Genomic DNA, 13,076 nt, shown 5'->3' on the forward strand with positions numbered 1-13,076 from the left:
CTACATGCGAGGGATGAAAGAAAAGACAGTGATTGTGACAGGCGGGGCGCAGGGGATTGGATATGCGGTCGCAGAACGAGCAGCACAAGAAGGTGCGCAAGTCGTCATTGCTGATCACCATGTAGATTACGGATTAGCAGCAGAAAAAAGGCTCAAAGAAATTGGATTTGATGTGTTGTTTATAGAAGCTGATATTGCTGATGAGGCAGCCATTGTCTCAATGGTAGAAAGAACAGTCGATCATTTTGGGAAAATTGACATGCTTGTGAATTGTGCAGCCGTTTTTATCATGCGTGGCCTTGAAGCTACTGTTGAAGAATGGCGGCGCATCATGGACTTAAATATTATGGGGCAAGCCCTATGTGTCAAACACACGTCACCTTACATGGAGAAAATAGGAAAAGGATCCATTGTAAATATTGCCTCCATTTCAGGTCATATTGCCCAGCCGAAATATTTAACATACAACGCGACAAAAGCAGCCGTCGTGAATATGACGCGATGCATGGCAATGGATTTGGCAGATGCAGGTATTCGTGTGAATGCAGTGAATCCCGGTACGGTGTGGAACAAAAATAACGAACGATTTCACTTGGAAGAACTTGGATTGACAAGAGATCAAGCAAATCAGCACCCTGATATTGGAGGGATGCACATGTTAAAACGAACAGCTGATCCAGAAGAGATCGCATCTGCTGTCATCTTTCTTCTCTCTGATGAAGCGAGTTTTATCACAGGAGAAAATCTAATGGTTGACGGCGGCTATACTGCCATGTAGAGGAGTAAACATTTTGATGAAATTTGATCTGCACACACATCATCAGCGCTGTGGTCATGCGGAGGGAAACATCAGAGAATATATCGATGAGGCTGTCAAACTAGGTCTAGAATGTATCGGAATATCGGATCACTCCCCGTTTTTTGGTGAAGAGGCTGATCATTTTAAACCATGGGTAGCGATGGCGAAGAGTGAATTTCAATCATATGTAGAGGAAGTCCAGCAATTGAAAAAGGAATATGAGGGGAAAATTCACGTGCTATTAGGTGTTGAATCTGATTATTTTCCAGAACACGAAGCCCTCTACCGAGACGTGTATCGACATTATCCATTTGATTATATCATTGGCTCGGTTCATGTCAGTAATGGATACGATCTATTCAACCGGAAACGCTGGGAACGAATCACAGAGCAACAAGCCATCATTGAAAAAGAGACGTATTACCAGTTGATTAAGATGTCTGCTGAGAGTCAAATGTTCGACGTTTTAGGGCATATTGACGCCTTAAAAGGTTTTTATCCAGAAATTGCTCATCTCAAAACAGAAGCTGTCGATGATGCACTAAAAGTCATTGCGGAGAGTGGTTCTGTGATTGAAGTGAATACCTCTGGCAAAACAAAAGACTGCGGAGGCTGGTATCCATCAATGGATCTATTAGAGCGAGCCAAATTTTATGGTGTGGAAGTCACGTTTGGCTCAGATGCTCATCAGCCCGCCCGCGTGGCAGATGATTGGCTGAAAGTGAAACAAACGCTAAAGGAATTAGGTTACCAGGAATGGTGTATTTTTCAATCTCGTCAAAAGCGAAAATTGGCTCTATAAATTCATAAAAAAGGGGTTATGAAAATGACAAAAGTTCGTGTAGCAATTGCAGGAGTAGGATCATGTGCGTCAAGTATCGTTCAATTTGTTGAGTTGGCTAAGGAAAAGAAGGATACGCTCTCTGGTGTTATGCATGACGTCATTGGAGGCTATCAGTTATCTGATGTCGAATTTGTTGCCGCTTTTGAAGTAGATCAAAATAAAGTCGGAAAAGACTTATCAGAGGCCATTTTTACTAAACCAACAGCTGCAGTGAAACATATCGATGTTCCGTTTTTCCAAGTAACCGTCGAAGCTGGTCCTTTATGTGATGGACTTGAAGGAGATTTGTCCAACTGCATTCAACCACATGAACATTCACTGAACATGAAAACACATGATGTGACGCAAAGGTTAAAAGATGTTCAGGCAGATGTACTCGTCTGCTTCTTACCAACAGGTTCGTTTGAAGCAGTTCGTGTGTACGCAGAGGCGTGTGCACACGCTCAAACAGCCTTTATTAATGCGACACCTGAACCGGTGGCAAATGATCCTGAGTTTGTCAAAATGTTTGAAGAGTCGGAGACCCCGCTCCTTGGAGACGATTTAAGAAGTCACTTAGGTGCAACCACACTGCATACAGCCTTAATTGAACTATTAAAATCCCGCGGGATTGATATCACCAATACGTACCAACTAAATGTTGGAGGCAATACGGACTTTTTAAACCTAGCCAACCCTATGAGATCAACGAGTAAGCAAAAATCGAAGAGAAAAGCATTGTTCGCTTCAGGGATTGATGCCAGTGAAGTGGCAGCAGGTCCAAATGGTTATGTCAGCTACTTAGGGGATCATAAGGTCTGCTTCCTGCGATTAGAAGGGAATTCGGTTTTAGATTCTGACATTTCACTTGAAATTCGTTTACAAGTAGAAGATAGTCCGAATTCAGCTGGTGTCATTGCGAATGCGATGCGTGTTGCAAAAGCAGCTAAAGATATGAATCATAGCGGTGTCATACATGACGTCTGCCCATTCTTATTTAAGAGTCCACCAATTGGACAAGTCGATTCAGAATCATTGCGTTTGTTCAATGAATATGTGGCAAATGCTGAGCTGAAAAAGGTGTAACCAGTGGAAGCGGAACTCAATCTTCGCAAGATAAAATTTGCCGCTTTTGACTTGGATGGAACATTAATTGATGACAGAGGCGAGCTTATTGGTGATGTCCATGGCGCAGTGAACATGCTGCGCCAAAGAGGCATTATTCCCATTATTGTGACAGGAAGAACCTATGATTCTTTCTTCTCTCTGGATTTAGATCGATCTCTACTCGCCTTATTTCATCATGATGTTTTGTTGAATGATGGGAATGTCATTTGTCATCATGAAAAGAAAACATTTGAGGTGAAGCAGTATGTAGATGCTGCTTTATGCCAACAGATCATCGCATCACTTGATGGAAAAGCTGAATTTGTCATGGAATCTCATGGGAAGCACGTGGCATCAAGTAAAAGTGCTAAGTTGAAATACTGCATGCTATATAGCTTTCCACGAGAAAAAATAGAGGTTGGTCACAAGAAAGAATTCAACTTTGAGCGTGTCACAAAACTATTTATTTTACCAAAAGAAAAAGTGGATCTTGCTCAACAATTAAAAAATTGTCATTGCGACGTAGCAGATGCCCAGTTTTTAAATGCTCAAGTCATATCTCCAAAAGGGATTTGTAAGGCAGACATGCTTGAGCACCATTTATTCGATTGTTTTGGAGAAAGAGATTTAGATCGTGTGATTGCCTTTGGAAATGGTCATAATGACAGGCTGATGCTGAAGAAGGCCAAGTGGGGGCTAGCCGTTCAAGATAGTCATCCGTCGGCGATTGAGTTAAGTGATGTTCATTTACAGGAGCCTATTTCTGATTATCTATTTAAAGTTTTACAATCATTTGAAACGCCGCACGTTATCAATGAAAAGGGAGGTATTTAGTTGAGGACCCTTCAACTGCCTTTACCAGAAGCATTAGAAGACACAATGATATCGGATTTTATGGAAAGAGTTTCATTTCTATCTGCTCATATTGTGCACGTGGCTCTTAACGAAGAGGAATCTATGATTGAAGTAACCGTAGATAAAATGGGAGACAAGGAGGCAATATCAACTGCGTTTTCGAATCTATCGTCAAATATTTCACAGCTGCGGAGATTTCGTGAAAAAGAAATAAAATCAAATATTCATTTATCTAGTGAGCCTGTTCATTCGAAACTAAGCGAGGAAGATCAGAAAAGAACTTTCTATGATGAAGTTGAATTGGAACTTTCAAACTACTTTGATCAATTATTTTTAAATATAGGGATTTCACTTGGAGCGAAAGTAAGGCGATACCCTTCGACGATCAGTAAAGATTTAATGGAAAAATGTAAGTATCATACGAATTTTCCGCAAAATATTTATTCTGTTTTTGAGATCCCTCATGATTATCAAATCATTGATGATATTCGAGAAAAGCATCATGGTTTTCAGCCTGAACACTTCCAGCAGGCAGGCCGTTTTTTACAGCCGTGTATTTGTTATCACTGCTATGAGGAATGGGAAGGGAAGACGTATACAGACAATCACATGATGACAGCAGCGGGGCAATGTTTTAGACATGAAATCTCTTGGAAAGTGGACCCTCTCAGGAAAATAGAATTTAGTATGCGCGAAATTGTCTTTATTGGTCATCAAGAATTTATCAATGAAACGAGAAAAGCACTCCTTGAGAACACATGGGAATGCTTTCATCAACTTGGTCTAAGTGGAAAGGTCACGACCGCAAATGACCCTTTTTTCTTTTATGATGATATGGATAAAGCGAATTATCAATTAATGGCTAATAGCAAATATGAATTAGTCGCTGTGACAGAAAAGAAAGACGTTTCAATCGCTTCTTTTAACGACTGCGGAGAGATGCTTTGTGAAAGGTTCCATATTAGCGGAGAAGATGGTCTGCCGCTTTATTCAGGTTGTGCGGCATTTGGGATCGATCGTTGGGTTCAAGTGTTTTTACAAACATACGGTCGAAATCGAAAGAATTGGCCGAAAGACATGCTTCATTTAAAGGAGGAGCGCTATGCTGCAAAGTAATCTGACTCAAGAAGAACATACAGCTCTCACTTTATCCACTCCTTTTTTAAAAGCCAGTCAAATCGAAGAGATGCAGGAGCTTTTGTATAAGCAGCAAGACTGGAATGTCATTCTCGGGATGCTGCATGTTCACCGGACAGCAGGCATTGCGTGGAAGAATATTAAACGTTATGCCATTCATTTAAGAAAAGAGTTTAAAGCGACTTATTTTTTAAAGTCATTAGAGATTATGTATAAGGGTCAATTAGAAACGGCTCGAGACAATATCAAGTTAAATGATCAGTTATTTCAAGCACTTGATCAAAAAGGAATTGAATATGCCATTGTAAAAGGAAGTGTGATTGGTCAGTGGGCATACGGTGATGTTGGGCTTCGCTTATTTGGGGACAACGATCTCTTTATCTCACAAGATCAGCTGCAAGAAACTGGACACGTATTAAACGAATTAGGCTATATTCAAGGTTCTTGGAACTATGAAACGGAGACAGTCACACCTGCGAAACGCAAAGACATCCTTTACCTCATCATGAACTCACATCAAACCTACACCTATATGAAACCTACACCAGATTGCCGCTTTATTGATTGTCATAAAATTGATGTTCAGTTTTCAGTTGACCTCATGACAGGGAACCGAACGGATTCAATCGTCAAAGAAATGCTGTCTAGACGAATTCAAACGTCTGTTGACGAGCACCTTGTATGGTCTTTAAAAGAAGAGGATATGCTTCTTTTCCTCTGTATTCATTTTTATAAAGAAGCGATTTATTTAAATGAAGTGGAATCAATGAAAGACTTACTGCTTTATAAACTGCTAGATATATATGGCATGTTTATGAAGGAAGACCTACTCGATGTGGATTTGTTTGTCCGCCAGACGAAAGCGTATGGCTTTGAAAAGATGGTCTATTTTGCTTTTCATTATGTGAATGAGGTCTTTCCTCAAACGATTCCTGAACTTGTCATGGATGCACTTCAGCCTGAATCGCTTGCTTATTTATCCGAAGTGCTGGATGCAAATGATGTCGTTCATACTTGGAATCAACCAATTAGCAAACGATTCTTTCATATTAATCGATCTTTAGATATTAACAAGCATTCTGTGCATAAGGAGTAGTGTCATGAAAGATCCGGCCTCGCTATTTGATTTTAAGGGAAGAAATGACGTGATTTGGTATGGAAATATGAATCAAGAACAAAGCTGGGATCAAACAAGAGCTTTACCAGTCATGACAGACCATGTTCAAAATGATCTGGTTCTTCAGCAAGAACAACAACTGCTTTTGATTGCATCTAAAGAGCATCATGTCATCTTGCATCATCAGCCTGATAAAGCTTTTTTAGCCTATTTGGAAAATCAAGGTGTCCAGCTTCCGCATATGACTCAACTAGACCAAGCATTTAAATTAAATGGACTGATTGTACCGTATCTTTTAGATGAATCCCTTGAAAAAGAAGCATTGATTGAAAAAAGAACGATATACGGCTCAAATGCTACACTCGTAAAGCGGTTCAATCATAAGATTTCTACTAGAAGATGGGCAGAAGAACATCTGTTTAACGTCACGTGCGGCGCTATCTGTCATGATGCTGACGAATTAAAACAGACGTATGAAGAATTAAAGGCGAAGAATTTCTCCAAAATGGTTCTGAAAATACCTTATGGATCATCTGGGAAGGGGCTGCGTATTTTAAAAAATGACCGAGAATTTATGCAGCTGCTGACCTTTATTGAAAGAAGGAATATCGAAACGGATTTGCTCTTAGAGGGATGGCATCCGATTAAACGGTCCTTAAATGCCCAATTGCTCATTCAAGAGGAGGGGTCACACTTACTCTCCATTACAGAGCAGAAAATTAATGAGGACGGCATTTACTTAGGGACGGATTTTGCGCCTGTGTATGAATTGGACAAAAAATGTGAATACGAAGCAAGCATGCATCGAATCATAGAGCTTCTTTATGATGAAGGGTATCGTGGTGTGGTTGGTGTCGATTCAATTATTGATGAAAATGAACTTCTCATACCGATCATCGAAATAAATGCCCGGTTCACACAGGTCACTTATTTACTCCCACTGATTTGTCGTTTTTTTTCAACCTACGAATATATCGAAAGCCGCTTTAAACGATTCTCATGCCGCGCTGACCTGCCATTTGAAGATGTCTTAACGGAGGTAACAGAAGCACTTAATCCGGGAGAAGATGGCGGGTTCTTTATTTATACTTTTGGTAAGACGAGATCTGATGATATGTGGCACTATCGATTGTTTATCTTGTTTTACCATATGAAGAAGGACAAGCAGATTCATATGCTGACAATGTTTGATGAGATGGAATTTTCATCAGAAAGGAGGAGGAGTAGTGCTGGAAAATGACTTTACGCTCTTAGAGAAAGCGAATCGTTATGGGACGCCGATGTATGTATACGATGGAGATGCATTGAAAGAGCACTATGAGCACATTACATCATGGCTCCATCAAACAGCTGAGGTGTTCTTTTCATTTAAGTCCAATGGAAATGTCTCGATTGCATCATTGTTACGGTCTTTTGGAGCTGGTATAGAAGTGGCTTCTGAAGGAGAGCTTTTCATGGCGATAAAAGCAGGTTATTCACCGCAACATATCATTTTTTCTGGACCGGGTAAGCAGAAGGAAGAGATTGATACCGCTGTTCAGCATGAGATCTATTGTATTATCGCCGAATCTAAGGAAGAACTCACCTACATCGCTGAGTCTGCAAAACGTCAAGACAAGCAGGCATCAGTAGGCATTCGGATCAATCCAGAATCAATTGAGTCACGGGCCAAAATAAAAATGGGCGGAGTTCCAAGTCCGTTTGGAATAGATGAATCTAAACTGAATGATGTATTTGATCTGTTTCAGAAGTATGATCATTCGCTGCTATTTAAAGGTATCCATATGTATCTGGGAACTCAAGTTCTTGATGAAACATCGCTTTTATCATCGTTTGAATACACACTTAACACAGCTGTTCGAATCAAGAATGAATATGGACGAACATGCCAGATGGTTGATTTAGGTGGCGGTTTTGGCATTCCGTATTTTCAGCATGAAACCCCGCTTCATGCTGAAAGGCTATTTCAACACGTAGCGGATTTGATTAGATCATATGAAACTGAGCTTGAATTTCCGAGGTTTATTATCGAAATGGGGAGATTTCTTTTAGCAGAATGTGGTGTTTATTTAACAACCATACAATATGTAAAAGAATCAAAAGGGCAGCCGTTTTTAATAGCAGATGGCGGGATGCATCATCATCAAGCGATGACGTTTAGAGGCAGACTGCTCCGCAATAATTACCCTATGCGGCTCATTAAACATTCCAGCAACACCGCAGACGTAGTGAAACAATCAATTGTTGGTCCGCTTTGTACACCAGAAGACTTAATTGGGAGGCAGGTGGAGCTTCCGCAAGGGGAAGTAGGGGATCTTCTTTGTATAGAGAAATCTGGTGCATATGGACTGAGCTACAGCCCTACCTTATTTTTAGGTCATTCTTCTCCGCTTGAGCTACTGTTGTTTGAGGGGAACGATTATGTTGTGCGAGATAGAGGGACCCCAGAAGATCTGTTATTGAAACAAAATAGATCATTCTTTAGACAAAGGAGGGGTGGAAATGAAACTGACAGAGCTTCGACAAGAAACGATTGATCGTCTCATTCACCAATTTTCAGAAAGAGCAGTGCAGCTGGATGCCGAATCTCGGTTCCCACATCAGAATCTAGACGAGCTGATTGATTGTGGATTACATGTCGCCAATATGCCGAAACAAGACGGAGGTCTTGGATATGGATTTGAAGAAACGATCACCTTGTTGTCACACATATCTAAAGGGTGTGCGTCAACAGGCCTCATTATGGCGATGCATTACTATTCGCTCGGCGCATTTTCTGAAGTGCTGACAAGTGAGCAGCAGGCTTCGGTATTTGACGATATTCGGCATTCAGGAGAGTTCATCGCTTCTGTCAGCGACCCGAATGTGATTTTTATTTATCAGCGAAAGCAAATGGAGGGAATTCCAACCATCACCGCCGAAAAAACAGATGGCGGATATCTTGTGAGTGGAACTAAGTTTACTGTGACAGGTGCACCGCGCATTAAATATTTGCCAATCTATTGTGAGTATGCCCCGTCGTCATGTACATCTCAATATGGAATGACGGCGCTTTTAATGACATTACCGAGTGAAGGTGCTGCGGTGGAGGAATCGTGGAATTATTCGGGAATGAGAGCATCGATGAGTCATCACATTCATTTTGATCAAGTGTTTATACCCGATTATCAGCTCATCGGGCGTGAAGGCTACGCAATAGAAGATACTGAACATTTAATCTATTGGTTTCGTTTAGCTGTTACCGCTGTTTATTACGGGATTGCAAAGGCAGCATATGAACATGCCCTCGGTATGGCATATAAAAGGAATGATCGAATTTCTAAGAAAAAATCAGCCTTTTTACCAGGTCAACAATTTCGTATTGCAGATATGAAAATGAAATTAGATGTTGCACATTCTCAGCTCATGGCCTGTGCCCAGCAAGCAGATCGAGAAAAGAAACAAGCTCATTACTCGAGTGAGTTGTATACGAAGACGCTGATTACTAAACACTTTGTGACGCAGGCGGCAGAAGAAATTGTGGAACTGGCTTCTCAGGTCGAGGGTTTTTCTTCATTACAGCAAGGATCTTTGCTCGAGCGCTTAAGCCGAGATGTGAAAGCGGCAAAATTTCATCCACCTTCAGAAGATGTATTAAAAGAAGTGATTGCGAAAAAAGAGCTGGGCATTATCCCGTTAAAAAATCGCTGGGTATGATGGCGTAAAAAAGGAGGAGACAGATGTGGCTACTGCAGCACCTATTTACCGAAACAATTATTTAAACTGTTCTCAATTAACGATTGCAGCCATGCTTCTTAGACAAGGAATTCAAATCGACAGGATTTGGAGGCAAGCTGGTCTTGTTTATAGATCTCAAGACCAAGGATTTGTTTTGATCGGTTCCTTTAAACATTTTCGTGAAGATATTCTGCATCATAATGGCATTCATTTAGAAGAAATTTTTTACACTGAAGAGGAATTAGACCTCTATATGAATCGGGTATTTAAACAGCATCCTGAGAGAGGTACTGTGTCTGTTTCTTTAGATATATTTGAATTACCGTACTGTCCATTTTTTGAAAGAGAACATGGATATCATACATTGGAAGTACTTGAGGTGAATGATGATCATGTAGTGATCAGTGACCATGCTTATTCTTATCATGGCACATTGAGTAAAGATCATTTGATGAAAGCCGCACGCTCTGTCTACGAACATACGCCTCGAACCGAAAATCGTTATAAATGGATCAAACAGGTTGATCTTGAGAAAGAACCGGATGTAATGAAAGTTTTAAAAGAGCATGTCGCCATATTAGAAGGTGCACCGCCACATTTTGAATTGCCTGGAGCTATCACGGGTCTTGATGCAATTTCAGTCATTCAAAGAGATTATATAGATAGTATCAAAGGTGATGAAAATGGTAATTTATTAGACAATGTTTATTTTGAAGGACTAAAGGATGTCGCCAACTCCAGAAAACATATGGTGACATTTTTATCATCATATGAAAATGAGCATTTACAACCCCTTATTCAAGCATTTGAAGATGCTTATCAAAGCTGGACAGTGCTTGCTAATTTTACAGCTAGAGTCGGCCTCAGCAAAAATCCTCGCAGTATGATTGAAAGAACGTCGAATCGGTTTCAAAAAACATTAGAAGTGGAGACAAGCCTTCTCACGCAACTAAAAGAGGTGATTCAAAATGAAAACCTATCAACCCCTCACTCTTCATGATTATGTCAATAACAGAGGCATCACATATCAAAATGAATATGAAAAAGGCCAATTAACCATTGGCGGGGCTTCTTTGCCGGCTGAGTTGGTCATGAACGTGAAAGACTCTTTGGTCGAAGGCATTCCTTTTCAGTTCATTTATCAAGATCAAGGAGACAATATTGAATTAGAGGGTCAGTCTATTCAACTTCAGGCAGTTGAAGCAGAAGCGCTCCATGTCGTTGGCTGTTCATCTAATGGTAATCTCTATGAAAAGATGACATTATTACGAGAGGGGACCGTTGTCTTGGAGTCTCGTCTTTCATTAACCGATGTGATTGAACGTGAACCTGCATTTGATGATCGATTGGCTTATGCATTTGATTATATTCATACGGTAGCCGGCATCAATCATCATTTGACATCAAACCTATGGATTGATTCGCTTTCCTTCTCGCAAAAAATCGTTTTTGATGAAATCCGTTTTCAAGATAATCCATTTATGCATATTTTCGCAATGACGATCCAGCAGTCAGATCAGTGATGGAAGGGAGCCATGTCTATGTGCGGCATTGCAGGTTATTGTCATTTTAACAAAGCACCACTTGATCCACACATCTTACTGAAGATGAAAAACGCACTTAGTGTGCGTGGACCTGATGATAGTGGTGTATATCAAGACGACTCAGTTGGTTTGGTTCATACGCGGCTTTCCATTATCGATATTCAATCTGGGTCGCAGCCAATAACGAATGAAGATGAGTCTATTTGTGTGATTTTAAATGGCGAGATTTATAATTCCCAAGAACTAAGAGAGGACTTATGGAATAAAGGTCATACGTTTCGTACGCTGACAGATACAGAAGTACTTGTTCATGGCTATGAAGAATATGGTATTTCTTTTATTGAGCAATTAAATGGAATGTTTGCAGCTGCGATATGGGATCAAAAGAAGAAAGAATTCTTTTTATTTAGAGACCGGTCTGGGATTAAGCCGCTTTATGTTTCAGAATGTAGAGGAGGGCTTATTTTCGGATCGGAAATGAAGGCTCTTCTTCAGCATCCAGATATACAAATTGCCATTCAGCCTGAGGCTGTCCTTAGTTATTTATCCTTCCGTTATGCGATCGGCGAGCAAACTTTCTTTCAAGGAATTCAAACATTACCCCCAGGTGTCATCTTGAAAATAGATGAAACAGGAATGACAAAAGAGGCCTATTGGCAATATCCTTTCCCATCTGATGGAATTGACAGGGGAGAACGTTATTATCAAAAGGGATTGTTTGAATTACTTCAAGATAGTGTGCAAAAACAAATGATGTCTGATGTACCTGTAGGAGCTTTTTTGAGTGGAGGAGTGGATTCGACTTCGATTGTTGCTTTGATGTCCAAATATGCGAACGAGAATATTCACTGTTTTTCGACCAGCTTTGAAGAGGAAGGCTTTTCTGAAGAAAGCTATGCCAAACTCGCGGCAGATCAATACAATGTCAAGCTTCACTCACATCGAATGAGTGAAGAAGAATACTTTCAATTATTGCCAGAAGTTGTGAAACGAAGAGATCATCCTCTTTCCATTCCTCATGAAGTCGCTTTTTACCATATGTCACGTGAAGCAAAAAAGCATGTAACGGTTGTTTTGTGTGGTGAAGGAGCGGACGAATTGTTTGCAGGGTATGGTCGTGTATTTAGGAGTCCTTCAGATTGGCGTAAAATTTTATGGCTTCAAAAAAACCGAAAGCTGTCATCCATCCTTTCAAAGGTATTATTTGAACCGTCCTTTCAGCAACAGGTGCATCAATTTATCCATCTTGATGGGGAAATGGAACATTATAAAAAAAGATATGCTTGGTTTACGGATAGCGAAAAAGAGCAGCTCTTAGGTCAGCACGCTCATTCTATTGATTCTGCTGATTTGCACATGAATCAGTTGATCGCCCATTGCTTTAAAGAGATGGAAGGGGCGTCGTATGAAAACAAACTGCTCTATTTATTTCAACAAATTCATTTACCCAACTTGTTAGACCGGCTTGATATGATGACGATGTCACACGGACTAGAAGCACGTGTACCGTTTCTTGATCATCGCATCATCCAATTTGTCAACGATATGCCTTTCAAGTACAAACTTCCTTATAAAGGGCTACCTAGCAAAGTGCAAGCATTTTTCCAGTCGAGCCTTAAAACAAGTGAGGTCCAAGATATTCCGAAATATATGTTGAAAAAGACAATGGAGCAAACGGTGGATAAGCGTATATTATATAGAAGAAAAATGGGTTTTCCGGTTCCGGTGTATCATTGGATGAACAAAAGAATGGGAGAAATCGAAGAGAAACTTCTTGATCAACAAAGCTTTGCAACACAATTATTTCAAAAAGAGCCGCTAGAACAATTTTTGCGACATCATTCGAATCAGAAGAACAAAAATGGAGCGGACCAAAAAGTGTGGATGCTTTACAACTTGGAATTATGGCATGATCACTATATCAAAGGGGCGCGTCTTCCGCTCCAAACTAGTCATTAAGAGGCCCGGTCTATTCAC

The 13,076-nt window shown here is 40.4% G+C and carries 12 protein-coding genes; all 12 read left to right on the plus strand.

Annotation, left to right across the window (positions count from 1 at the left end):
- The first annotated feature begins 4 nt into the window (after window positions 1–4).
- Genes M2353_RS08430 through asnB form a run of 12 tightly spaced genes read left to right on the plus strand, consistent with a single transcriptional unit; the run spans window position 5 to window position 13,058 of the window.
- Window positions 5–778, plus strand: coding sequence for an SDR family NAD(P)-dependent oxidoreductase (locus M2353_RS08430; RefSeq protein WP_284725239.1), 774 nt, complete (start codon window positions 5–7; stop codon window positions 776–778).
- A 16-nt stretch (window positions 779–794) separates the two neighbouring features.
- Window positions 795–1,601 (plus strand): histidinol-phosphatase, encoded by an 807-nt coding sequence (locus M2353_RS08435; RefSeq protein WP_144678989.1) that lies wholly within the window; start codon window positions 795–797, stop codon window positions 1,599–1,601.
- 24 nt (window positions 1,602–1,625) lie between these two features.
- The gene (locus M2353_RS08440) at window positions 1,626–2,708 is read left to right on the plus strand and encodes an inositol-3-phosphate synthase (RefSeq protein WP_057079536.1); all 1,083 of its coding nucleotides are present in this window, start codon (window positions 1,626–1,628) and stop codon (window positions 2,706–2,708) included.
- Window positions 2,709–2,711: 3 nt separating this feature from the next.
- A complete protein-coding gene (locus M2353_RS08445; protein ID WP_284725240.1) occupies window positions 2,712–3,563 on the plus strand; it encodes an HAD hydrolase family protein in 852 nt (283 codons plus the stop codon).
- Entirely contained in the window at window positions 3,564–4,700 is a 1,137-nt protein-coding gene (locus M2353_RS08450) for an aminoacyl--tRNA ligase-related protein (RefSeq protein ID WP_284725241.1), read from the plus strand.
- Entirely contained in the window at window positions 4,687–5,817 is a 1,131-nt protein-coding gene (locus M2353_RS08455; protein ID WP_284725242.1) for a nucleotidyltransferase family protein, read from the plus strand. The genes M2353_RS08450 and M2353_RS08455 overlap by 14 nt, the downstream gene beginning before the upstream one ends.
- Window positions 5,818–5,821: 4 nt before the next feature.
- On the plus strand, window positions 5,822–7,078 hold the full coding sequence (locus M2353_RS08460; RefSeq protein ID WP_284725243.1) for an ATP-grasp domain-containing protein: 1,257 nt from the start codon (window positions 5,822–5,824) through the stop codon (window positions 7,076–7,078).
- Complete coding sequence (locus tag M2353_RS08465; protein ID WP_216895131.1) at window positions 7,065–8,375, plus strand: type III PLP-dependent enzyme domain-containing protein; 1,311 nt, start codon at window positions 7,065–7,067, stop codon at window positions 8,373–8,375. Before M2353_RS08460 ends, M2353_RS08465 begins: the two co-directional genes overlap by 14 nt.
- A complete protein-coding gene (locus M2353_RS08470) occupies window positions 8,341–9,534 on the plus strand; it encodes an acyl-CoA dehydrogenase family protein (RefSeq protein ID WP_284725244.1) in 1,194 nt (397 codons plus the stop codon). Before M2353_RS08465 ends, M2353_RS08470 begins: the two co-directional genes overlap by 35 nt.
- Window positions 9,535–9,559: 25 nt before the next feature.
- Window positions 9,560–10,555 (plus strand): hypothetical protein, encoded by a 996-nt coding sequence (locus M2353_RS08475; protein ID WP_058337322.1) that lies wholly within the window; start codon window positions 9,560–9,562, stop codon window positions 10,553–10,555.
- Complete coding sequence (locus tag M2353_RS08480; protein ID WP_058337321.1) at window positions 10,524–11,078, plus strand: hypothetical protein; 555 nt, start codon at window positions 10,524–10,526, stop codon at window positions 11,076–11,078. The genes M2353_RS08475 and M2353_RS08480 overlap by 32 nt, the downstream gene beginning before the upstream one ends.
- Window positions 11,079–11,090: 12 nt before the next feature.
- Window positions 11,091–13,058: an asparagine synthase (glutamine-hydrolyzing) gene (gene asnB / locus M2353_RS08485; protein ID WP_284725245.1), complete on the plus strand. Its 1,968-nt coding sequence runs from the start codon at window positions 11,091–11,093 to the stop codon at window positions 13,056–13,058.
- Window positions 13,059–13,076: the final 18 nt, after the last annotated feature.

It is taken from the genome of Bacillus aerius (assembly GCF_029894105.1).
GTDB classification, from domain to species: domain Bacteria; phylum Bacillota; class Bacilli; order Bacillales; family Bacillaceae; genus Bacillus; species Bacillus altitudinis.